This is a genomic window from Paenalkalicoccus suaedae (assembly GCF_006965545.2).
In the GTDB taxonomy this organism is placed as follows: Bacteria; Bacillota; Bacilli; order Bacillales; family Salisediminibacteriaceae; genus Paenalkalicoccus; species Paenalkalicoccus suaedae.
The window spans coordinates 1,167,275-1,190,743 of record NZ_CP041372.2; the positions used below are offsets into that span (position 1 = coordinate 1,167,275).

Annotated in this window: 17 protein-coding genes, 14 tRNA genes and 3 rRNA genes; 31 read left to right on the top strand and 3 right to left on the bottom strand. The window is 42.8% G+C overall.

The annotated features are described in order from the left end of the window. Positions 1 to 98 precede the first annotated feature (98 nt). The 4 genes from FLK61_RS06360 to perR all read left to right on the top strand — a co-directional run bounded on the left by FLK61_RS06360 (position 99) and on the right by perR (position 2,448). Positions 99 to 527, top strand: a complete 429-nt coding sequence (locus FLK61_RS06360) for a hypothetical protein (protein ID WP_176008667.1) — start codon at positions 99 to 101, stop codon at positions 525 to 527. A 40-nt stretch (positions 528 to 567) separates the two neighbouring features. Further along, complete coding sequence (locus tag FLK61_RS06365) at positions 568 to 1,518, top strand: D-2-hydroxyacid dehydrogenase (protein ID WP_176008668.1); 951 nt, start codon at positions 568 to 570, stop codon at positions 1,516 to 1,518. 14 nt (positions 1,519 to 1,532) lie between these two features. Further along, on the top strand, positions 1,533 to 1,829 hold the full coding sequence (locus FLK61_RS06370; protein ID WP_176008669.1) for a cyclic-di-AMP receptor: 297 nt from the start codon (positions 1,533 to 1,535) through the stop codon (positions 1,827 to 1,829). 181 nt (positions 1,830 to 2,010) lie between these two features. Further along, the gene (perR, locus tag FLK61_RS06375; RefSeq protein ID WP_176008670.1) at positions 2,011 to 2,448 is read left to right on the top strand and encodes a peroxide-responsive transcriptional repressor PerR; all 438 of its coding nucleotides are present in this window, start codon (positions 2,011 to 2,013) and stop codon (positions 2,446 to 2,448) included. A 501-nt stretch (positions 2,449 to 2,949) separates the two neighbouring features. Here perR and FLK61_RS06380 read toward each other — a convergent pair. Continuing rightward, positions 2,950 to 3,297, bottom strand: a complete 348-nt coding sequence (locus FLK61_RS06380; RefSeq protein WP_176008671.1) for a YgzB family protein — start codon at positions 3,295 to 3,297, stop codon at positions 2,950 to 2,952. Positions 3,298 to 3,455: 158 nt separating this feature from the next. Between FLK61_RS06380 and FLK61_RS06385 the strand changes: the two genes are divergently transcribed. From FLK61_RS06385 to FLK61_RS06500, 24 genes are all read left to right on the top strand, one after another. Then, positions 3,456 to 4,319: a nucleotidyltransferase-like protein gene (locus FLK61_RS06385; protein WP_176008672.1), complete on the top strand. Its 864-nt coding sequence runs from the start codon at positions 3,456 to 3,458 to the stop codon at positions 4,317 to 4,319. A gap of 462 nt (positions 4,320 to 4,781) precedes the next feature. Then, a 16S ribosomal RNA gene (locus tag FLK61_RS06390) occupies positions 4,782 to 6,348 on the top strand. Between the two features lie 240 nt (positions 6,349 to 6,588). Beyond that, positions 6,589 to 9,526, top strand: a 23S ribosomal RNA gene (locus FLK61_RS06395). A 244-nt stretch (positions 9,527 to 9,770) separates the two neighbouring features. Beyond that, positions 9,771 to 9,887 (top strand): 5S ribosomal RNA (gene rrf / locus FLK61_RS06400). The 16S, 23S and 5S rRNA genes sit together here with 14 tRNA genes alongside, the layout of an rRNA operon. A 38-nt stretch (positions 9,888 to 9,925) precedes the next feature. Further along, positions 9,926 to 10,000, top strand: a tRNA-Asn gene (locus FLK61_RS06405). Positions 10,001 to 10,003: 3 nt separating this feature from the next. Beyond that, a tRNA-Ser gene (locus FLK61_RS06410) sits at positions 10,004 to 10,095 on the top strand. Positions 10,096 to 10,104: 9 nt separating this feature from the next. Then, a tRNA-Glu gene (locus FLK61_RS06415) sits at positions 10,105 to 10,179 on the top strand. Between the two features lie 51 nt (positions 10,180 to 10,230). Further along, positions 10,231 to 10,306: transfer RNA gene (locus tag FLK61_RS06420), tRNA-Val, on the top strand. A 10-nt stretch (positions 10,307 to 10,316) separates the two neighbouring features. After that, positions 10,317 to 10,393: transfer RNA gene (locus tag FLK61_RS06425), tRNA-Met, on the top strand. 4 nt (positions 10,394 to 10,397) lie between these two features. Then, positions 10,398 to 10,473 (top strand) — tRNA-Phe (locus FLK61_RS06430). A gap of 9 nt (positions 10,474 to 10,482) precedes the next feature. After that, a tRNA-Thr gene (locus FLK61_RS06435) sits at positions 10,483 to 10,558 on the top strand. Positions 10,559 to 10,611: 53 nt separating this feature from the next. Next, a tRNA-Tyr gene (locus tag FLK61_RS06440) sits at positions 10,612 to 10,695 on the top strand. Between the two features lie 12 nt (positions 10,696 to 10,707). Then, positions 10,708 to 10,783, top strand: a tRNA-His gene (locus tag FLK61_RS06445). A 24-nt stretch (positions 10,784 to 10,807) separates the two neighbouring features. Then, positions 10,808 to 10,882, top strand: a tRNA-Gln gene (locus tag FLK61_RS06450). 7 nt (positions 10,883 to 10,889) lie between these two features. After that, a tRNA-Gly gene (locus FLK61_RS06455) sits at positions 10,890 to 10,964 on the top strand. A 9-nt stretch (positions 10,965 to 10,973) separates the two neighbouring features. Beyond that, positions 10,974 to 11,047: transfer RNA gene (locus FLK61_RS06460), tRNA-Cys, on the top strand. Positions 11,048 to 11,079: 32 nt separating this feature from the next. After that, positions 11,080 to 11,168: transfer RNA gene (locus FLK61_RS06465), tRNA-Leu, on the top strand. A 33-nt stretch (positions 11,169 to 11,201) separates the two neighbouring features. Beyond that, a tRNA-Leu gene (locus FLK61_RS06470) sits at positions 11,202 to 11,287 on the top strand. A gap of 118 nt (positions 11,288 to 11,405) precedes the next feature. Next, positions 11,406 to 12,530 carry a tRNA epoxyqueuosine(34) reductase QueG gene (queG, locus tag FLK61_RS06475; protein WP_176008673.1) on the top strand — a complete coding sequence of 375 codons (1,125 nt, stop codon included), beginning with the start codon at positions 11,406 to 11,408 and terminating at the stop codon, positions 12,528 to 12,530. Positions 12,531 to 12,555: 25 nt separating this feature from the next. Next, positions 12,556 to 13,068 carry a methylated-DNA--[protein]-cysteine S-methyltransferase gene (locus FLK61_RS06480; protein ID WP_176008674.1) on the top strand — a complete coding sequence of 171 codons (513 nt, stop codon included), beginning with the start codon at positions 12,556 to 12,558 and terminating at the stop codon, positions 13,066 to 13,068. A 53-nt stretch (positions 13,069 to 13,121) separates the two neighbouring features. Continuing rightward, the gene (locus FLK61_RS06485; RefSeq protein ID WP_249777693.1) at positions 13,122 to 13,916 is read left to right on the top strand and encodes an amidase domain-containing protein; all 795 of its coding nucleotides are present in this window, start codon (positions 13,122 to 13,124) and stop codon (positions 13,914 to 13,916) included. Between the two features lie 94 nt (positions 13,917 to 14,010). Beyond that, positions 14,011 to 14,484, top strand: coding sequence for a tRNA (uridine(34)/cytosine(34)/5-carboxymethylaminomethyluridine(34)-2'-O)-methyltransferase TrmL (gene trmL, locus FLK61_RS06490; RefSeq protein WP_176008676.1), 474 nt, complete (start codon positions 14,011 to 14,013; stop codon positions 14,482 to 14,484). 268 nt (positions 14,485 to 14,752) lie between these two features. Beyond that, positions 14,753 to 15,058, top strand: coding sequence for an antibiotic biosynthesis monooxygenase family protein (locus tag FLK61_RS06495; RefSeq protein WP_176008677.1), 306 nt, complete (start codon positions 14,753 to 14,755; stop codon positions 15,056 to 15,058). Between the two features lie 135 nt (positions 15,059 to 15,193). Then, positions 15,194 to 15,751, top strand: a complete 558-nt coding sequence (locus FLK61_RS06500; protein WP_176008678.1) for a DUF5366 family protein — start codon at positions 15,194 to 15,196, stop codon at positions 15,749 to 15,751. Between the two features lie 51 nt (positions 15,752 to 15,802). On the opposite strand, the gene FLK61_RS06505 is transcribed toward FLK61_RS06500, so the two are convergent. Beyond that, entirely contained in the window at positions 15,803 to 17,668 is a 1,866-nt protein-coding gene (locus FLK61_RS06505; RefSeq protein WP_176008679.1) for a transglycosylase domain-containing protein, read from the bottom strand. A gap of 110 nt (positions 17,669 to 17,778) precedes the next feature. Between FLK61_RS06505 and FLK61_RS06510 the strand changes: the two genes are divergently transcribed. After that, the gene (locus FLK61_RS06510) at positions 17,779 to 19,671 is read left to right on the top strand and encodes a PrkA family serine protein kinase (RefSeq protein ID WP_176008680.1); all 1,893 of its coding nucleotides are present in this window, start codon (positions 17,779 to 17,781) and stop codon (positions 19,669 to 19,671) included. 201 nt (positions 19,672 to 19,872) lie between these two features. Beyond that, positions 19,873 to 20,448, top strand: coding sequence for a signal peptidase I (gene lepB, locus FLK61_RS06515; protein WP_176008681.1), 576 nt, complete (start codon positions 19,873 to 19,875; stop codon positions 20,446 to 20,448). A 117-nt stretch (positions 20,449 to 20,565) separates the two neighbouring features. Here lepB and FLK61_RS06520 read toward each other — a convergent pair whose 3' ends face one another. Continuing rightward, complete coding sequence (locus FLK61_RS06520) at positions 20,566 to 22,068, bottom strand: glycine betaine uptake BCCT transporter (protein WP_176008682.1); 1,503 nt, start codon at positions 22,066 to 22,068, stop codon at positions 20,566 to 20,568. Between the two features lie 216 nt (positions 22,069 to 22,284). On the opposite strand from FLK61_RS06520, the gene yhbH reads away from it, so the two are divergent. Then, positions 22,285 to 23,415, top strand: coding sequence for a sporulation protein YhbH (gene yhbH / locus FLK61_RS06525; protein WP_176008683.1), 1,131 nt, complete (start codon positions 22,285 to 22,287; stop codon positions 23,413 to 23,415). Positions 23,416 to 23,469 lie beyond the last annotated feature (54 nt).

Genomic DNA, 23,469 nt, shown 5'->3' on the forward strand with positions numbered 1-23,469 from the left:
GAGTAGTTTTTGTCATTAGTTTAGCACGGCTATCTCAATTTGTCGTTGTAGTAGCTATGGGCAGTTTACTGGTAAAATAAGAAGGAGAGGGGATGCAAATGAAGCATATACTGCCTTTAGGGTTAATAGGTCTCATTATTATAGGAGTGCTGTACTTTTTGCAAGATGATTATCCACGCCCGCTTGAAGCAGATTTCGCGCAGGCAATATCTGATCAAGATTTTACGGCTACGTTTTTTATAGACGGTGCGGGAGAAGAGAGAGAAATTGGTTTAAGACTTGATTTACAGGACATGAGACGAATGAATACGATATCGGAGCTAGAGTTTTTTGTTGATGGCATCGCAACCACGTTTTATTATCAAGACTTAGTCATGAATGAGTTTAATGGGAGCGTAACAAAGCGTCAAAGTTGCCTGTGTGAAGAAAATGACTACCGTCCCATAGTGCGAGTGAATTTTAAGGAGCGTGGAGAGGTGTATAGCGCTACCTATTCATTCAATCTTCAGATAGAGGAGCCTTCTTAAAGGGGCAATATGATAAAATTACTAGTAAAAGGAGGTAGCCATGATTATACTCTCATCAGCTAATTTACAAAAAGATATAGAAGATCAGTTAAAGCAGTCCTATCAAGACCTCGACTTTCTTTTCTATCCCGACATAGAAGCCGCAGCGGACGACTTACCTCGGGCGGATGTCCTAATCACATATGGTGAGGATTTGACAGAGAAGGAAATAGAGATTGCAACGAATTTAAAATGGATTATGGTTATCTCGGCAGGAATGGATGAAATGCCGTTTGAGGCGATAGCTAAAAGGGATATTATGGTAACGAATGCTAGAGGAATCCATGCTATTCCGATGGCGGAGTATGTCATGCACATGATGCTGTTTGTCTCTAGGCAAACAGAGGTTGTCCTTGAGCAAGAGGAAGCGCACGTTTGGGATCGATCTCCAGTTATGAATGAGCTGCACAGTCAAACAATTGGTATCCTAGGTGCAGGAGCGATCGGCAAAGAGGTTGCAAGGCTCGCTAAGGCGTTCCGAATGAATGTTGTAGGTGTCAATCGAAGCGGAGATCATGTGGAGCCGTTTGATACCATTATTCCGATAGAAAATTTAGCTGAAGAGGTAGGTAAGTGGGACTTTTTAGTATCTATCCTGCCTAAAACAGATGCTACATCGAATTTATTGGATAAAGCTATTTTTACAAAGATGAAACATTCAGCGACTATTATAAATATTGGTCGAGGAAATGTGGTTCATGAAGAAGATATGATAGAGGCATTGGATAATAGAGACTTCCACCATGCCGTATTAGATGTGTTTAATGAGGAGCCGTTGTCAGCAGAGCATCCATTTTGGGCACATCCACATATAACTGTGACACCGCATCTTTCTGGTATCTCGCCAATGTATCAACCAAGAGCCATTGATATTTTCACGTCAAATCTAGATATTTATTTAAACAATGAGAAGACGTATACAAATCTAGTTGATCCTAAAAAAGGTTATTAAAGGGGGCGCGACTTATGAAGCTAATGGTGTGTGTTGTTCAAAACCGCTACAGAGAAGCGATGGAAACGGGACTTAAAAATACTAACTATCGAATGACGGAGCTAGCAAGTAGTGGTGGATTTTTGCGGAAAGGGAGCACGACTTTTTTAATTGGCGTAAAGGAAGAGGATGTTTCCTCTTTACATGAAACGATGAAAGCGATCTGTTTGGAGTATGAACAGAAGCGTGGGAAATCGAGTGATAAATCACATCGTTACATTAGTTTTCTTATCCATGCAAAGGATAGTCTTCCCTTTCTCAATAAGCAGTAATATTTCTCACTAAGTTATCGTCACTGCATAGTCACACTTTCGTAGCAGTCATTCGTTGACAATCTTTTAGCGCCTTCGGTATACTTATTGTAACTATTATAAAGTAATAATTACGCTTGACTTTATGGGGATTTAGATAAAAAGCTAGTGGAGTGTAGTTTACGTAAACGAGGTGAAGGAAATGGAAAATGAACGATTACATCATGCGCTCCAGTCTTTGAAAAGTACGAAAGTTCGAATGACACCTCAGCGTTATGCCATTTTAGAGTTTTTATTTAGTTCAGAGAGCCATCCTACAGCAGATGATATTTATAAAGCGCTCGAAGACAAATTTCCTAATATGAGTGTTGCTACTGTTTATAATAACCTGAGAGTGTTTAAAGATGTTGGTCTTGTCAAAGAATTGACGTATGGGGATGCATCAAGTCGATTTGATAGTGTAACAACAGACCACTATCATGTTATTTGTGAGAGCTGTGGAAAGATTGTTGACTTCCACTATCCTGGGCTAAATGAAGTAGAGACACTTGCAGAACACGTTACAGGTTTTAAAGTAACAAATCATCGCATGGAGATCTATGGAAAGTGCCCAACTTGTAAGAATCAAACGCAACATTAATAAAAAGAATAAAGGCAGCTCTTTATAAGGGCTGTCTTTGCTTTTGTTTAAAAAAGATAATGCCTTTAGTTCTGTGATAACTATTTATTACGAGTAAGGGGCATCTAGTTAGTCAGCATTATATCAACTAACTCTTAATAAAACCTAATTAGCTAATGCAAAACGGAAGGCAATGTGGACATGACTGAAAGAAAGTTGTCGGATGTAAACGACGTTTGATTCGATGCAAAAGGACCTTCACTTGACACAAAGCAACAAATATAACTGACGACTTAAATGCTGTGAACGCTTCACATTAAGGTCCGGACCACCACTACCACAAAAAAGAAAGTCGTATATATGAGAACTTCACTGCGTCTCACAAAAGGCGTCACCTGAAACTCTCAAGTTTGCTTTTCGCTATAATCATTCATGTAAGGCCGTTCGCTAAATTGACGCAACTAAAACAAGAGGCAAACGCTCATAGCGTTCGCCTCTTGTTTTAGTAATAATGAATTTTTGTTAAGGTCTTTTTTTATTGTATGCTTGATCGAATTCTTTTCCTTCTAACGATTTGTCTAACGTTAAAGGTTCATTGCAGTGCATACATGCATCGACTCGGCCAAGCATTTTAGTCGGTTTATTACATTCCGGACAGGTAACTTGAATGGTCTTAGATGAAAGCATCCCAATCCAAAAATAAATGATCGTACTAGCTATAATTGCGAGGAAGCCTAGAATCATGAATGCAGACATAACGAATTGATTTACTCGAAAGAACAAACCAATATACATAATGACTATTCCGGCGAATACTAAAGCTAAAGCAAACGTCCGGATCTTATTAATTTTACTAGTAAAGCTTAGCAAGTTACATCACGCCTTTCTTACAGATAATTATATCATAGGGGTGTGTAGAACAAAAAGATAGGAACAATATTTTCTCTTACTTTCAAAAGGATTTGATTAAGTAGCGTCGAAAGACTTATAGTAATAGGCGGGATAGACGTAACGGAGGAGGAGCTACTATGGATGATTTCATCAGGCAGCTATATCAGGACAGAGCTTATGATGCAACGACACAGGCGGTCATTTCTGTCGAACGACGTAATAAAGAAGATTCATCAACGGATTACTTTGATGGAGTGCTATTAGTAATTATTGATGGTCATAAGCTTTGGGAGGTTAAGCATTATGAGCATGAGGGTTCTATACTAGCGATGCATATCGTTAATAAAGAACAAATACAAGAGTGGCTTTTACATAGCTCTAACCGCCGAGTGATTGAATGGATGATTAACGGTAAAGTTCTGTTTGATCGCAATGAGTATATGAAGGAACTGCGCTATAAGCTTACAGAATTTCCACAGGAAGAGAGAAAGAAGAAGATCGGAATTGAATTTTCTAAACTTGTGAGGCGATTTGCTGATGGGAAGGCTTTGTTCTCACAAGGGCATTATTTAGATTCGTATAATCAAATCGTACACGCTCTTCATCACCTGGCAAGACTTGCTGTAATTGAACACGGGCTTTACCCAGAAGTAACCGTTTGGCAACAAGTAAAAAAGATAGAACCAGAAATTCATAAACTGTATTCGGAGCTAGCTACAGGATCAGAGCCAGTTGAAAAACGATTAGAGCTTTTATTATTGGCGAGTGAATTTGAACTTATGACAAAAACAAGACTTGGGAGTGCACACCTCATACAGTTAATGAGAGAGAAAGAAACGTGGACGATCGATGAATTAAAAACAATAGTTGGCATGAGCGAATACTCATTAGACTTGAGCATGCTCGTTGAATACCTCGTTCAAAAAGATATTGTCCAAGTATCATTACACGAGACAAAGGGAAGAATGATTCATCACCGTTATTATCAACTCTCTTACTAAGTTCATCCTTTAATAAGGAGCTGGTTTTTTTGTTTTAACTCCAGCTCTTTAAAAAGGCTGGAGTTAGCGACTGTGTCACCTTAATTAATAGGAAGAAGTTTAGCTAGGGTTTTAATGGGTAAACTTTTCTTAGAAAAAATTCTAAAATGTATTGACGATTAATTATTATGGTGATATATTATTACTTGTCGCCAACGAGGTGACAGTAACACAAAAAACAAACTTAAAAAAAGTTGTTGACTCTAACGAGTCACCGTGTTATTCTAATAAAGTCGCCAAAACGAGCGACAAGCAAGAAATTGCTCTTTGAAAACTAAACAAAAGACGAAGCGAAGGAATTAAAAGAGATGAAAACCATCTCGTCAATTTTTTTAAATGAAGAACCTAGTTCTTCAAAATGAATCGCTAGATTCGTTGTTCGAGTTTACTCGAACGTTAGTCAGAAGTTCAAACTTCGACGATTTATCGGAGAGTTTGATCCTGGCTCAGGACGAACGCTGGCGGCATGCCTAATACATGCAAGTCGAGCGCAGGAAGCATCACGATCTCTTCGGAGTGAATGATGTGGAATGAGCGGCGGACGGGTGAGTAACACGTGGGCAACCTGCCCTGTAGACTGGGATAACTTCGGGAAACCGAAGCTAATACCGGATAATCAAAGGAACCGCATGGTTCCCTTGTAAAAGTTGGGTTTTACCTAACACTACAGGATGGGCCCGCGGCGCATTAGCTAGTTGGTAAGGTAATGGCTTACCAAGGCGACGATGCGTAGCCGACCTGAGAGGGTGATCGGCCACACTGGGACTGAGACACGGCCCAGACTCCTACGGGAGGCAGCAGTAGGGAATCATCCGCAATGGGCGAAAGCCTGACGGTGCAATGCCGCGTGAACGATGAAGGTCTTCGGATCGTAAAGTTCTGTTATGAGGGAAGAACAAGTGCCGCACGAATAGACCGGCACCTTGACGGTACCTCACGAGAAAGCCCCGGCTAACTACGTGCCAGCAGCCGCGGTAATACGTAGGGGGCAAGCGTTGTCCGGAATTATTGGGCGTAAAGCGCGCGCAGGCGGTCTCTTAAGTCTGATGTGAAAGCCCACGGCTCAACCGTGGAGGGTCATTGGAAACTGGGAGACTTGAGTGTAAGAGAGGAAAGTGGAATTCCATGTGTAGCGGTGAAATGCGTAGATATATGGAGGAACACCAGTGGCGAAGGCGACTTTCTGGCTTACAACTGACGCTGAGGCGCGAAAGCGTGGGGAGCAAACAGGATTAGATACCCTGGTAGTCCACGCCGTAAACGATGAGTGCTAGGTGTTAGGGGTTTCGATGCCCTTAGTGCCGAAGTTAACACATTAAGCACTCCGCCTGGGGAGTACGGCCGCAAGGCTGAAACTCAAAGGAATTGACGGGGGCCCGCACAAGCAGTGGAGCATGTGGTTTAATTCGAAGCAACGCGAAGAACCTTACCAGGTCTTGACATCCTCTGCCACTCCTAGAGATAGGACGTTCCCCTTCGGGGGACAGAGTGACAGGTGGTGCATGGTTGTCGTCAGCTCGTGTCGTGAGATGTTGGGTTAAGTCCCGCAACGAGCGCAACCCTTGACCTTAGTTGCCAGCATTTAGTTGGGCACTCTAAGGTGACTGCCGGTGACAAACCGGAGGAAGGTGGGGACGACGTCAAATCATCATGCCCCTTATGACCTGGGCTACACACGTGCTACAATGGATGGTACAAAGGGCAGCAAAACCGCGAGGTTGAGCAAATCCCATAAAGCCATTCTCAGTTCGGATTGTAGGCTGCAACTCGCCTACATGAAGCCGGAATTGCTAGTAATCGCGGATCAGCATGCCGCGGTGAATACGTTCCCGGGCCTTGTACACACCGCCCGTCACACCACGAGAGTTTGTAACACCCGAAGTCGGTGAGGTAACCTTTATGGAGCCAGCCGCCGAAGGTGGGACAGATGATTGGGGTGAAGTCGTAACAAGGTATCCCTACCGGAAGGTGGGGATGGATCACCTCCTTTCTAAGGAGCATTAAGCTCAATCGAACTTCGCATTCGATCCTTTTGTTTAGTTTTGAGAGGGTAAGCCTCTCCGGAAGAACCCCTTGTGGGTCTATTCCGAGTTGACCTTTGAAAACTGGATAGTAAGAACATGTAGAAAAGAATCACCGGAAAATCAATCCGTTTGGAAACAAACGAAAGGTTTTTCCGAGTGTCTTAGAAGATAGCCAAGAAGTAAAACGACGTCCTAACAGTAAGTTAGGTTAAGCGAATAAGGGCGCACGGTGGATACCTTGGCACTAGGAGCCGATGAAGGACGGGACGAACACCGATATGCTTCGGGGAGCTGTAAGTAAGCGTTGATCCGGAGATTTCCGAATGGGGGAACCCACTACCCGTAATGGGGTAGGATCCATATCTGAATCCATAGGATATGAGAAGGCAGACCCAGGGAACTGAAACATCTTAGTACCTGGAGGAAGAGAAAGCAAATGCGATTTCCTTAGTAGCGGCGAGCGAAACGGAATTAGCCCAAACCAAAAGGCTTGCCTTTTGGGGTTGTAGGACATTCCATACGGAGTAAGAAAGAGAGAGTCTAGACGAAGCGATCTGGAAAGATCCGCGGTACAAGGTAACAGCCCTGTAGTCAAAAGACTCCCTCCTCCGGAGTGTATCCTGAGTACGGCGGGACACGTGAAACCCCGTCGGAATCTGGGAGGACCATCTCCCAAGGCTAAATACTCCCTAGTGACCGATAGTGAACCAGTACCGTGAGGGAAAGGTGAAAAGCACCCCGAGAGGGGAGTGAAAGAGATCTTGAAACCGTGTGCCTACAAGTAGTTGGAGCCCGTTAATGGGTGACAGCGTGCCTTTTGTAGAATGAACCGGCGAGTTACGATTACGTGCAAGGTTAAGTTGAAGAGACGGAGCCGCAGCGAAAGCGAGTCTGAATAGGGCGACATAGTACGTGGTTGTAGACCCGAAACCGGGTGATCTACCCATGTCCAGGGTGAAGTCCAGGTAACACTGGATGGAGGCCCGAACCCACGCACGTTGAAAAGTGCGGGGATGAGGTGTGGGTAGGGGTGAAATGCCAATCGAACTCGGAAATAGCTGGTTCTCCCCGAAATAGCTTTAGGGCTAGCCTCGAGGGAAGAGTATTGGAGGTAGAGCACTGATTGGACTAGGGGTCCCCACAGGATTACCGAATTCAGTCAAACTCCGAATGCCAATTACTTATCCTCGGGAGTCAGACTGCGAGTGCTAAGATCCGTAGTCAAAAGGGAAACAGCCCAGACCATCAGCTAAGGTCCCAAAGTATACGTTAAGTGGAAAAGGATGTGGAGTTGCTTAGACAACCAGGATGTTGGCTTAGAAGCAGCCATCATTGAAAGAGTGCGTAATAGCTCACTGGTCGAGTGACTCTGCGCCGAAAATGTACCGGGGCTAAACGTATCACCGAAGCTATGGATTAACACCTTAGGTGTTAATGGTAGGGGAGCGTTCCAAGGGCTGCGAAGCAAGACCGGAAGGACTTGTGGAGCGCTTGGAAGTGAGAATGCCGGTATGAGTAGCGAAAAGAGGGGTGAGAATCCCCTCCGTCGAAAGCCTAAGGGTTCCTGAGGAAGGCTCGTCCACTCAGGGTTAGTCGGGACCTAAGCCGAGGCCGAAAGGCGTAGGCGATGGCAAACAGGTTGATATTCCTGTACCACCACGCTTTTGTTTGAGCAATGGGGGGACGCAGGAAGGTAGGGAATGCGCACGATTGGAAGTGTGCGCTGAAGCAGTGAGGCTGGTAGATAGGCAAATCCGTCTACCGTAAGGTTGAGCTGTGATCACGAGCGAAATTTAGTAGCGAAGTTCCCGATCCTACACTGCCAAGAAAAGCCTCTAGTGAGAAAGCTGGTGCCCGTACCGCAAACCGACACAGGTAGGCGGGAAGAGAATTCTAAGACGCGCGGGAGAACTCTCGTTAAGGAACTCGGCAAAATGACTCCGTAACTTCGGGAGAAGGAGTGCTCTATTAGGGTGCAAGCCCGAGAGAGCCGCAGTGAATAGGCCCAAACGACTGTTTATCAAAAACACAGGTCTCTGCGAAGCCGCAAGGCGAAGTATAGGGGCTGACACCTGCCCGGTGCTGGAAGGTTAAGAGGAGGGGTTATCCCTTACGGGAGAAGCTCTGAATTGAAGCCCCAGTAAACGGCGGCCGTAACTATAACGGTCCTAAGGTAGCGAAATTCCTTGTCGGGTAAGTTCCGACCCGCACGAAAGGTGCAACGATTTGGGCACTGTCTCAACGAGAGACCCGGTGAAATTATATTACCTGTGAAGATGCAGGTTACCCGCGACAGGACGGAAAGACCCCATGGAGCTTTACTGTAGCTTGATATTGGATGTTGGAACAGCTTGTACAGGATAGGTAGGAGCCTTGGAAACCGGAGCGCTAGCTTCGGTGGAGGCATTGGTGGGATACTACCCTGGCTGTTTTGACATTCTAACCTCGAACCGTGATCCGGTTCAGGGACAGTGTCAGGTGGGCAGTTTGACTGGGGCGGTCGCCTCCTAAAAAGTAACGGAGGCGCCCAAAGGTTCCCTCAGAATGGTTGGAAATCATTCGCAGAGTGCAAAGGCATAAGGGAGCTTGACTGCGAGACATACAGGTCGAGCAGGGACGAAAGTCGGGCTTAGTGATCCGGCGGCACCGTATGGAAGGGCCGTCGCTCAACGGATAAAAGCTACCCTGGGGATAACAGGCTAATCTCTCCCAAGAGTCCACATCGACGGGGAGGTTTGGCACCTCGATGTCGGCTCGTCGCATCCTGGGGCTGAAGTAGGTCCCAAGGGTTGGGCTGTTCGCCCATTAAAGCGGCACGCGAGCTGGGTTCAGAACGTCGTGAGACAGTTCGGTCCCTATCCGTCGCGGGCGTTGGAAATTTGAGAGGAGCTGTCCTTAGTACGAGAGGACCGGGATGGACACACCGCTGGTGTACCAGTTGTTCCGCCAGGAGCATAGCTGGGTAGCTACGTGTGGACGGGATAAGTGCTGAAAGCATCTAAGCATGAAGCCCCCCTCAAGATGAGATTTCCCATCACTTATAGTGAGTAAGATCCCTTAGAGATGATGAGGTAGATAGGTCTCGTGTGGAAGCATAGCGATATGCGGAGCTGAGAGATACTAATCGATCGAGGGCTTAACCAAGATATATAGTTTTACAGAAGGCGTCAACTAAGACGATTCTTCTTCTACATGTTCACTATCCAGTTTTGAAAGGTCAACGACCTTTACTTTGACAGACAAAAACCTGTTAAAGAAATATTTTTTCGTAAGAAGCAAGAAGATCAAGGACATGACCGAAAGAGAACCGGAGCGTGTTTGGACACGTGAGGATTCGAATGAGGGCAATGGACGCAGAGATTCGATGCTTATTAGGAAAAAATCATAGTCTAGTGACGATAGCAGAGAGGTCACACCCGTTCCCATGCCGAACACGGAAGTTAAGCTCTCTAGCGCCGATGGTAGTTGGGGGCTGTCCCCCTGTGAGAGTAGGACGTTGCTGGGCTATACATACATATTATACAAAAAGATTATTTTTACTATTCCACAGTAGCTCAGTGGTAGAGCTATCGGCTGTTAACCGATCGGTCGTAGGTTCGAATCCTACCTGTGGAGCCATATGGAGAGCTGTCCGAGTGGTCGAAGGAGCACGATTGGAAATCGTGTGTGCGGTCAAAGCCGTACCGAGGGTTCGAATCCCTCGCTCTCCGCCAGTATTTATTGGCCCGTTGGTCAAGTGGTTAAGACACCGCCCTTTCACGGCGGTAACACGGGTTCGAATCCCGTACGGGTCACCACTGTTTATTTAACATAATGACGAAGAGATTCATAGTTTATTTATCCAATATGGAGGATTAGCTCAGTTGGGAGAGCACCTGCCTTACAAGCAGGGGGTCGGCGGTTCGAGCCCGTCATCCTCCACCATTATTATTATCGCGGGGTGGAGCAGTCTGGTAGCTCGTTGGGCTCATAACCCAAAGGTCGGTGGTTCAAATCCGCCCCCCGCAACCAAATTGGCTCGGTAGCTCAGTCGGTAGAGCAACGGACTGAAAATCCGTGTGTCGGCGGTTCGATTCCGTCCCGAGCCACCATGTTTTTTTGCTGGCCTAGCTCAATTGGTAGAGCAACTGACTTGTAATCAGTAGGTTGGGGGTTCAAGTCCTCTGGCCAGCACCACTATTTATATTGACTTTCTGTCACAGGATTTGTTAATATGAATACTATGTTTTGGAGGGGTAGCGAAGTGGCTAAACGCGGCGGACTGTAAATCCGCTCCCTCGGGTTCGGCAGTTCGAATCTGCCCCCCTCCACCAGTTTCTTTTGTGGCGATTGTGGCGAAGTGGTTAACGCACCGGATTGTGATTCCGGCACTCGTGGGTTCAATTCCCATCAGTCGCCCCATTTTAAACTTACTATCATTTATATAGGGCTATAGCCAAGCGGTAAGGCATCGGATTTTGATTCCGTGACTCGCAGGTTCGAATCCTGCTAGCCCTGCCATTTTTTTGCGGAAATAGCTCAGTGGTAGAGCACCACCTTGCCAAGGTGGGGGTCGCGGGTTCGAATCCCGTTTTCCGCTCCATTTTAGTTAGGCGGCATAGCCAAGTGGTAAGGCAGAGGTCTGCAAAACCTTTATCACCGGTTCGAATCCGGTTGTCGCCTCCAATTAAATTATGATTATGCTTCTGTTTGTAAATGCCGGGGTGGTGGAATTGGCAGACACACAGGACTTAAAATCCTGCGGTAAGTGATTACCGTGCCGGTTCAAGTCCGGCCCTCGGCACCAATTAAAACTTGAATTTCTTTTACATATATCTTTGCCGGAGTGGTGGAATGGCAGACACGTCGGACTCAAAATCCGATGCCTTCACGGGCGTGCGGGTTCAAGTCCCGCCTCCGGTACCATTTTACTACTAATACGACCTTTTGGGTCGTTTTTTTATTGTCTTTTTGAGATAATAACTTATAGAAAAGCTGAAGCAACAAAACATAAATCACATTTTAGAAGGGAGGACGGTATTAAATGAATGAAACGCTCAAACAAGAGATTGTTGCATATAGTAAAAAGATTGGTATTGATAAAATTGGCTTTGCTACTGCAGATCCGTTTCAACTTATGAAAGAACGTTTAAAAACGCAACAGGAATCTGGACTTCAATCTGGATTTGAAAAAGGAACCATCGACGAGCGAACGGAGCCATCGCAGCTCTTGCCAGAAGCGAAAACAATTATTTCTATTGCCGTTGCTTACCCTTCTAAAATGAAGAATGCTCCTAAAAGTGTTCGCGGGGATCGAAAGGGTATTTTTTGCCGAGCTTCCTGGGGAGAAGACTATCATCATGTGTTACGGCGTCGTTTAGATAAATTAGAGCAATTTATTTTATCTAAAGTACCTGATGCAAAATGCGCCTCTATGGTTGATACGGGAGAACTAATTGACCGTGCCGTAGCTGAACGAGCAGGTATAGGATGGAGTGCTAAAAACTGCGCTATTATTACTCCTGAGTTTGGATCTTATGTCTACTTAGGAGACATGATCACTACGATTCCATTAGAACCAGATGTTGCAATGGAGGATCAGTGCGGAAGTTGCAATAAATGTATAGATGCTTGTCCGACTGGAGCGCTTCTTGAGGGAGGGAAACTTGACGCAAAAAAATGTGTCGCTTTTCTCACACAAACTAAGGATGTATTACCGGTGGAGTTCCGAAAAAAGCTTGGTAACAGGTTATACGGATGTGATACGTGCCAAGTAGTGTGTCCTAAAAATAAAGGCGTAGATGAGCACAGGCACGAAGAACTAGAACCAGATCCTGAGTTAGTGAAGCCATCTTTAATTCCTCTTCTTACTATGTCCAATCGAGATTTTAAGGCAAAGTATGGGTATATGTCAGGTTCTTGGCGTGGGAAAAAACCTATTCAGCGCAATGCTATTTTAGCTTTAGGTAATTTTAAGGATGCCTATGCATTGGAAGACTTAAAAAAAGTTGCCTTGGAGGATCCAAGACCTGATATTCGAGCAACTGCTATATGGTCCATCGCTCAAATTGACCAATCTGAAAATACGATGATATTTTTACGAGAGCTTAGAGAAACATGTAATGAGTCCATTATGATTGATGAGCTCGATGCTATATTTTCATCATAAAAAGGGGTAAAAGGGAGAGAAGTTTATGTCAGTCAAACTCGCCTATACAGAGATCTCATCGCCGATCGGTGTATTAACGGTTGTCGGATCGGACAATGCGTTGCACTATATTGAATTTGGAGAAGCGAAGGATGCTCATCAGAGTATTACTAGAAAGAGTCGAGCTCGCAATGAAGGGATTGATTTATACGAATCGAGAGAGGCGTTAACTAACAGTATAGAGCAGCTAGAGGCTTATTTTAATCATGAGTTAAGAGCATTCGAGCTTGAACTGCACTATCATGGTACGCCATTTCAAAAGCTTGTGTGGGAGGCAGTCAGCTCGATTCCTTTTGGGGAAACAAGGTCATATAAAGACATTGCTCAACAAATAGGTGCTCCTAAGGCTGTGCGAGCAGTAGGAGGGGCCAACAATAAAAATCCTATTCCAATAGTTGTTCCATGTCACCGAGTTATTGGATCAAATGGTTCTATGGTAGGCTATGGAGGCGGGTTACCAATAAAAGAACACCTCTTAAAAATGGAAGGGTCTATTTAGAGAGGTGGCACCATATTCTAAAGAAGATATCGTGAAGGATGGAGGGCACATCCATGTTTTCTTTAGAGACATATTTAAAAGATAAATACAGGCGGCAGATGCAGGTAGAGTCCAAGGGCTGGATCAAGCATGATGTCCATGTAGACGTTCTTAAGCATCTCCTGATCGAAGATAGAGAGTATGTGGAATGTCTTGTACATGAAGTAAAGGTTCGAATGGAACATGATCACGTCTATATGGAACAGCAAAAGATCCATCGTGCGGTTATTGTAGAGAAGGATCAGGTGCTGGACGATTATGAAGTCATTTCATCAAATATAGAGGTAGAGATGGAGCCAAAAGACAGACAAGATCCACTTGAACGAGTCTATTATGATCGAGTGAAGGCAGTTCAGTATGCGGAGATGTGGTGGGATGGACGAAATCCTCAGTACCATGCTTTTACAAATGACTGTACGAACTTTATCTCGCAGTGCTTAAGAGCTGGTGGTGCGCCGATGAGGGGGATGCCTTCTCGTGAGCAGGGATGGTGGTACGATGGCAACCTCTGGAGTTTTAGCTGGTCAGTAGCCCATAGTATGATGTGGTATTTAAAGAGCTCACGCACTGGTCTTAGGGCATCTGAGAAGCAAGATGTTAGGGAGCTCTCAGAGGGAGATATCATTTGTTATGATTTTGATGGAAATGGCCGCTTTCAGCATACGACGATTATTGTCGCCTTTACAGCCGACGGGGAAGCGTTAGTAAACGCGCATACCTCTGATAGTAGGATGAGACACTGGAGCTACGAGGATTCGACTGCTTGGACCGAAAATTGTCGCTATGTATTTTTTCATATAGAAGATTAAGTTCATACTAAGCTGTGCACGTCTTGCCTGATAGTGGTACAATACGATAGGCTACAATTTAACTGTTTAAAATTTAGAATAGAGGTGTAAGACTGTGCTACATGTCGTACTTCATGAGCCGGAGATTCCTGCTAATACCGGTAACATTGCTAGAACGTGTGCAGGGACAAATACTGGACTTCACTTGATCCATCCACTAGGTTTTTCTACAGATGATCGTATGTTAAAAAGAGCTGGCTGTGATTACTGGCCAAATGTCGACGTTCATCATTATGATGCATTTGAAGAGCTCACTGCTAAATATCCTGACGGAGAGTTCTATTTTATCGAAACAATTGGCGAAACTAATTATACAGACGTATCATTAGCAGATAGTGAGAAGGATTACTTTTTTGTTTTTGGTAAAGAGACAAAGGGGCTGCCTACAGCTATAACGGATAAGTATGCAGATCGTTGCCTCTTAATCCCTCAAACATCACATGTACGATCGTTGAATTTGTCCAATACAGCTGCAATCATTGTTTATGAAGCATTAAGACAACAAAGCTTTGCCCCATTAACAAAATAAAAAAAGCCCCTGTGAACGGATGTTCATAAGGGCTTTTTTTATTAATTTTTATGCGGATTTGAATCGTATCCTGCAGTAAAAATAGCTAATAGGAATACGGCACAAACGCCGAGAATTAGAGCTAGTCCCATATTGCTACCTCCTTCAAGGTTGTCTTTACTCAATATACCATTATTTCTATATAAAAAAAAGCACTACAGTGCGAGTAACTTTGAATTTAATGTGTCGTATCGTATAATGACAGCATAAACGCATAGGGGGTTTTCGTATGTATGTTGTGATGAATCAGCTACACGTACCAGTTGAGGGCAGAGAGAATGTGGCTAATCGCTTTGCAAACAGCGGAGAAAAGATGAAGGGAATAAACGGTTGTTTAGACTTCATGTTTTTACATCCAGAGGACGAGTCTCATTATCCAGTCGTTCTTACAAAATGGGAGTCGAAAGAAGATTACCTTGCCTGGATACATAGTGATGAATTTGTAAATTCGCATAAACAGCGTCGAGATAATTTAGATAAGAGTCCTACTCAAAGTAATGAAATATTTGCTTATGAAGTAAAGCATTCTATTTAAGCTAAGGTTTTTTGAAGACATGCCATGATAAAGAAGGCATGTCTTCTTTCTTCGTTCAACAAAAGTCTCTGCTATTATGGATGAATCCTTGCTATAATAAAAGAGATTCTTTACAGAAGGTAGGAGATTTACCGCATGCGTAATGCTTATTTAACAAGTCATTTTCCACTTATATCGATTATTCTTTTTAGTTTATCGTTTTCTATCTATACAGTAAATCTGTCTACCGCATACTTACAAGAGATTGGCTTATATAGTGGAATGGTAGAATTTTTCTCGGAGAGAGGTATTCTTCTAACGCTATTATTTGTTTTATGGTTATTTTACTTTATGCTCTTTGCAGCATTAAAGCTTATCGCAGATACAATTAACGAGCTTTCTTTATTGTTTTTCTCTAAGGACGAAGAGGGTGTTGGTTTAAGAAGTATTAGGCGAGGCTCTTGGTTCTTTTTAATAGGCAGTATCGCTTCTCTTGTTGCAATAGTGGACTTACTAGCATTAGTTGCGACTTTTACGATAGCAAGCTTTTTATACTTTATTTATTTCTTGTATCGCGTTAGTGATTCACTCGGCGCAATGGCATTATTTGGACTTGTTTTTTTCCATCTATTCTTTTGGTTTAGCTTTGTACTAGCTATCGGCTATTCAGTCTTACGACTATATAATAGCGTTATTGCTAGTCTGCCACTCTGACCACATAAAAAAGCACCATTGGCTCTTTACGAGAAGCCTATGGTGCTTTTTTTAAAATCCACGAACGAGCTGATTCCAAAGCCTCGTATGGAGTTGACCGCTACTTTCTGACTGCAATGGTGTTGGTTGATCTTGACCAATCCATAGCCCTACTGTATGGGCCTCTGTTGCCCCGACAAACCATAGGTCATGATAGGTGTTAGTTGTACCGGTTTTGCCGCCTACATAGCCTGCAACGCCTCTACCGGCCTCTCTACCCGTCCCTCTATTTACATTCTCCTGCATCATTCGCTTAATTTGCGTAGCCGTATCGGCTGAATAAACAGCTTTTGGAGACTTTGACCAGCTGTATAGCTCATTCCCCTCTAAATCAACGACTCGTTTAATAGCTCTTGGAGAGAGATAATTTCCTTCTGTTTGAAAAACGGTATAAGCCTGCGTCATTTCATTAACACTCATCCCATTTGTGAAGCCACCAAGCGCCGCTGGTAATCTATAATCATCATTAACAATAGAGCTAAAATCGAATTGATTTAAGTAGGAGAACCCACTATCAATGCCAATTGAATCAAGCATTCTTACGGCAGCCGTATTATAGGACTGGACAAATGCTTGTTCCATGGTGACAAGTCCATACACGCCCCCTCCAAAGTTTGTAGGCGAATATCCATTGCGACTAAAAGGTCCAGCATCCACAATGGATGTTCTCGTTTGGCCAGTAGCCTCGATGAAAGGTGCGAATGATAGAAGTGGTTTGATTGCAGAACCTGGCTGTCTTTTTGCCTGATAGCCTCGATGGAAATCAAATTTACGATAGTTTTTACCTCCCGTAAGAGCAACGATTTCGTTTGATTGGTGGTCGACAACAGAAGCGGCAGCTTCTACAGGAGATCCATCCAAACGGGTATTAATTGTCGTCACGAGATGACGTTGGATTTGTTGATCTAATGCTGTTTCAATCGTTACTCCTGCTCGTAAGATTGTCTGCCTGCGTTCTCGGATTGTTTCGTTTATGGCTTCGCGTGCTTCTGGAGTTGTTGCCTGCTTCAGCTGATCTCTATATCCTTCTGACTCAGCAATCAACGCATCTAACTCATGATAAATATAGGTCACATAGTCAGGGTATTCATCAACCTTCTCCTTTGACGAAAATACAATCGATTCCTGCAGCGCAGCGTCTCTTTCCTCTTCAGCGATAAAACCTTCGTTTAGCATTCGATTTAACATAAATTCTTTTCTGGAATGGGTATTATCTTCGTTTGTAAGAGGGTTATAGACAGTTGGATTATTTGGAATAGCACCTAAAAATGCTGTTTCTGCCAATGTCAGATCATGCACGGACTTGGAGAAATAATACTGACTTGCAGCTTCAAATCCGTAAACGCCATTAGCAAAGTAAATGGTATTTATATAAAGCTCAAGAATATCCTCTTTCGACATTTCACGCTCTAACTGATACGCGTAAAGAAGCTCCGTAATTTTACGCTCATACGATTGCTCATGAGATAAATATAAGTTGCGTGCAACCTGTTGGGTGATGGTACTTGCCCCTTGTTCAATCCCATCACTTTGCAAATTAACAATGAGCGCTCTTGCAATGCCGCTTACGTCAAAGCCTTCATGCTCATAAAAAAGCTTATCTTCAACGGCTATAAATAAGTCGATCATGGATTGTGGAATGTCGTCATACTCAATAAATACGCGATTTTGATCCGAATAAATGTCGGAAATGATATTCCCATTACGGTCTGTCATGACGCTGTTAGCGGGCAAATCAATCTCTGTAAAACGAATTTGTTCATCTAACACCTCATGTAATGTCTGAGCAGAAGAGAGTTCTTTTGACGTTTGAGTAAATAAAAGAAAGAATGTCCCTATAAAAAAGACAGTTAAAAGTGATCCGGCAAACAGCCTCATAGCATTTCCTACCTTTTTAGTTATTAGTTTTAGTTTACTTCTTATTTTCGTGCGTGAAAAGTAAAACTCGCGCATAGGCTGAATTATACTTGTCTAAGAAGGAGGCACATATGGATATTATTGAACAAATTTCTCACTATAGAGAGGTAAACGAGAAGCTGAAGTGGGAAGGAACCTTCTCTGAATACTTAGAGCTCATAAAAGAACATCCTCATGTCGCTCAAACCGCTCATGCTCGCGTGTACAATATGATTAAAGATGCAGGGATAAAGGAAGACGGCAAAAAATCGTATCAGTTTTTTGAGGAGGGTATCTTCGGATTAGAAGACAGTCTAGAGAGACTTATCGAAGAATATTTTCATTCAGCAGCAAAAAGGCTTGACGTAAAGAAGCGGATTTTATTATTAATGGGGCCGGTCAGCGGAGGGAAATCAACGATCGTGAGTATGCTTAAACGTGGTCTAGAGGAATATTCAAGGACGGATAACGGAGCAGTTTATGCGATTAAAGGATGCCCCATGCATGAAGACCCGCTGCACTTAATACCATTCCATTTGCGTGAGCAGTTTTTTGAGAGCTATGGAATTAAAGTAGAAGGGGCGTTATCTCCGCTTAACCGATTACGAGTAGAGCAAGAATATGATGGCAGGATCGAGGATGTGATTGTGGAACGAATTTTCTTCTCCGAAGACAATCGCATTGGAATCGGAACATTTAGCCCATCAGATCCCAAATCTCAGGATATTGCTGATTTAACAGGGTCCATTGATTTTTCAACTATAGCTGAATTTGGATCTGAATCAGATCCTCGTGCTTACCGCTTTGATGGAGAGTTAAACAAAGCTAATAGAGGATTAATGGAATTCCAAGAAATGCTTAAGTGTGATGAAAAGTTCCTGTGGCACCTGCTCTCCTTAACGCAAGAAGGGAATTTTAAGGCAGGACGATTTGCACTTATATCTGCAGACGAACTGATCATTGCTCATACGAATGAAGCGGAATACCGGTCGTTTATTGCTAATAACAAAAATGAGGCGCTTCACTCGCGTATGATCGTCATGCCAGTACCTTATAATCTAAAAGTATCTGCAGAAGAAAAAATATACGAGAAAATGATTAAGCAATCAGATATAGCCTCCGTACACATTGCGCCGCATGCATTACGTATAGCAGCCATGTTTAGTGTACTAACAAGACTCAAGGAATCAAAAAAACATAAAGTCGATGTGATGAAAAAGCTCAAGCTATATGATGGTCAGAGTATAGAGGGCTTTCACCAACAGGATGTTGTTGAACTTAAACGAGAGTTTGCTGATGAAGGGATGAGTGGCATTGATCCTCGCTACGTCATAAATAGAATTTCATCCGCAATTATTCGCAACAATTTAACGTCTATTCATGCGCTAGATATTCTTCGTTCACTAAAAGACGGCCTTAATCAGCATGCGTCTATCAAAGAAGAGGATAAAGAAGACTATCTCCAATTTATTACATTAGCGCGTAAAGAATATGACGATCTTGCAAAGCGCGAGGTTCAAAAAGCATTTGTTTACTCTTATGAGGAATCCGCTAAAACACTTCTTAATAATTATTTAGATAACGTAGAGGCGTATTGTAATAAAAATAAGCTCCATGATCCACTTACTGGAGAGGAGTTGCATCCAGATGAGAAACTAATGCGGTCCATCGAAGAGCAAATTGGCGTATCAGAAAACGCAAAGAAAGCTTTTAGAGAAGAAATTCTTATACGCATCTCAGCATTTGCACGAAAAGGGAAGCGATTTGAGTATGAGTCGCATGAGAGGCTAAAGGAAGCTATACAAAAAAAGCTGTTTGCTGATTTAAAGGATGTAGTTAAGATTACGACATCCTCGGCTACACCAGACGAATCGCAGCTAAAGCGAATTAATGAGGTTATTGCTAGGTTAGTTGATGAGCACGGTTATACATCACGTTCAGCGAATGATCTATTAAAATATGTAGGAAGTTTATTAAACCGCTAATTGGTTGTTAGCAAAAAGCCTATACACAATGGTGTATAGGCTTTTTGCGTTGTACAAATTTTTAGATCAATCACACTGATATGACAATGTTACAGAATGATTAAATAATAGGATGACCGTTTAAAACTGATCCTTTCGGGCTATATTATTTAATAGAACATAAAGAAAGGATGTAAGTGACATTAAATGGAGGAACCTAATATGAAGAGTGATACATCGGCGAAAGCATCCAGAAGCGTCAAGAGAACTGTATGGAATGTTGCTCGGATCATTGCTGTTGTAGTCGTCTTGTCCTTCGTTGCTCGAGAGTTCTTATTTACAAACTACATTGTTTACGGTAAATCAATGATGCCAACTATTCATGATGGTGAGCGTATTATCGTAAATAAATTCAACTACGAAATCAACCAACCTAATCGATTCGATCTCATAATATTTCACGCAAACGAAGAATCTGACTATATTAAACGTGTAGTAGGACTACCTGGTGATGAGCTTTACTACGAAGACGACATTTTATATGTAAACGATGAGCCAATTTCAGAGGATTATCTCGATTATCACAGAGAACAGTATGACGGAGAGCCTTTTACGGAAGATTTTACGTTAGAGGAAGTAACATCAGAGACAGTAGTACCTGATGGACATGTGTTTGTTTTAGGTGATAATAGACAAAATAGCGTCGATTCTAGAGATATCGGATTTGTCCCACTAGAAGAAATTGTAGGTAGGGTTAATATGGCTTTTTGGCCACCTAAAAGCGTTCGATTCTTTTAAACGAAAAAGTCCCTCTAACAGGTTGAGTAATCTACTTGTTAGAGGGACTTTTTTAAGTAACAAAGAGCAGAGACCATGTTGATCTCTGCCCTTTAACTCGTTTAAAAAGAATTAGCTTTATGCGTTCTTTTTCTTTTTAGTAACTAAGTGCTTCTCGGTTCGAAGAGACTTCACTAACGATACGGCCATCATAATCATAATAACGGAGAATGGAAGAGCTGCGATAATCATCGCATTCTCTAAGGCCTGAAGTCCTCCTGTGTATAAGAGAATAGCAGCTGTTAGGGAAAGAATAAGACCCCATACTAGCTTCACCATCTTAGGTGGTGTTAATGAGCCGTTTGTTGTCTGCATTCCAAGAATAAATGTACCTGAATCGGCAGACGTGATAAAGAATGTACTAATTAAGGCAATCGCAAGGAAGGACATAATCGTACCTAATGGGTATTGTTCTAGTACTCCAAACAATGCTTCTTCAGTAGCTAATTCGGAGATCATTGCAATACCGTTTGTCTCTAAGTAAATGGCGGACCCACCAAATACAGAGAACCATATGAAGCTCAGTGTAGCTGGTACTAATAGAACCCCTAAAACGAATTCGCGAATTGTTCGCCCTTTAGAGACACGAGCGATAAAGGAACCTACAAATGGAGCCCATGCAATCCACCAAGCCCAGTAGAAGATTGTCCAACCGTTAATCCAAGAACGCTCATCTTCTGAAAGTGGTGAAATACGGAAGCTCATCGATGGAAGCTGTTGAATATATGTTCCGATCGTGTTTGTTAATAGGTTTAGGTTGAAGATAGTTGGTCCAAATACAAACATAAAGAGAAGTAAGAGACCAGCTAAAACCATATTTACGTTAGATAAAATCTTAATTCCTTTATTTAATCCTGTGTATGCCGAAAGCATAAATAGCACTGTTACAACTGCAATAATGATGACTTGAATCGTAATATTGTTACCAATACCGAATAAGAAATCTAAACCACCATTAATCTGTGATGCACCAAATCCAAGTGTACCAGCAACACCAACAACTGTAGCAGTTACTGCTAAAATATCAATCACATTACCTGTTGGGCCTTTAGCATACTTACCTAGAACAGGAGTTAAAGCACCACTAATTAAACCAGGGGCGTTATGACGGAATTTAAAGTATGCAAGAGACATCGCTACAATCGCGTATATAGCCCAAGCGTGAATACCCCAGTGGAAGAACGCATAGCGTAGTGACTCTGTTACAGCGGCATCTGATCCAGCTTCTTGTGTTGCAGGACTGATTGCATAGTGTGAAATTGGTTCAGCGGCACCCCAAAAGACTAACCCAATACCCATACCTGCACTAAATAACATAGCAAACCATGTTAAATAGCTATAGTCCGGCTTATCGTCCGGCTTTCCTAGCTTGATTTTTCCGTACGGACTGAACGCAAGGAATAAGCAAACCAAGACAAATCCTGTGACTGCGAGTAGATAGTACCACCCTAAAGAATCAGATATCCAACTAGTCATGTCTCCAGTTACTTCTGAAAATGAATCTGGTGCAATTACACCGTAACCAATAAATAATAGTAATATTCCTAATGCTACCCAAAATACAATAGTTACTTTATTCAATTTTTACATCTCCTCTCTCTATCTTTTGTTATTTACCCTAATTTTTTCATTGAAAACGACAATTTAGGACAAAAGGGGCGTGAAAGACCACAATTTCGTATTATACGCGTGATTGGTCACTAAAATCAAGTCGGAAGCAATTATCCATTATTATAGACAACTTCTCTTGACCCATGCATAAGCTTAACATAAAGAGAAAAGTGAGGTGGAGGGCAGATGCCATCTGAAGAGAATGTCGTCTCTGTTTCGCACGAGGATTGGTCTTTACATCGGAAGGGACATGAAGCGCAAATGCGCCATGAGCAAAAGATTAAGCAGGTGCTTAAAGACCGCCTTCCGGAGATGATTACTGAGGAAGCTATTGTGATGTCGAAAGGAAAAGAAAAAATTAAAATACCGATACGTTCCTTAGAGGAATATAAAATAAGGTATCGTCAAAGTGACCATGTAGGACAAGGAAATGGTGAATCGGAGGTAGGCGATGTCGTTGCTCAAGGGAAGCAAAAACAAAAGAGTGGAAAAGGAGAAGCTGGTGACCAGGCAGGCGAGGATTTCCAAGAGGTTGAAGTGTCCATTGCGGAGATGGAGGAATTACTTTTTAGTGAGCTTGAGCTTCCTTATTTGGAAAAGCGTCAACAAGATGAGTTATTAGTCGACGATATTGCATTTACCGACATAAGGCGACACGGGCTCCTAGGCAACATTGATAAAAGACAAACGATTAAAGCCGCGTTAAAGCGTAATGCTCAGCAAGGAGTTACCTCTATCCAACCTATAACAAAAGAGGACCTTCGCTACAAAACGTGGACCACGGAAACAAGACCTGAATCCAATGCAGTTGTCATTGCCATGATGGACACCTCAGGTAGTATGGGTTCGTTTGAAAAATATATGGCACGTAGTTTTTTCTTTTGGATGACACGATTTTTACGTACCACTTATGAGCATGTAGAAGTTGTTTTTATCGCTCATCATACACAGGCAAAGGAAGTGGATGAGGAAGCCTTCTTCACTAAAGGAGAAAGTGGCGGAACGATTTGTTCGTCTGCCTACGAGCTTGCATTATCAATTTTAAAAGATAGATATCCAAAAAGCAGGTATAACAGCTATCCGATCCATTTTTCAGACGGAGATAATTTGCACTCTGATAATCCGCGTTGTTTAAACTATATTGAGGAATTACTTGGAATTAGTAATATGTTTGGGTATGGGGAAGTGAATCAGTATGGGCGAAAAACAACGTTGATGAATTTATATAAAGACGTCAATCACGAAAGATTTAGGTCAGAATTGATGAAGGATCGAACGGATATTTATAAGACGTTAAAAAGCTTTTTTAGCGAATAGGTATTCTCCCCTTTTATAAAAGTACATCTGTACTTTCCAGTTAAAAGGGGGCAG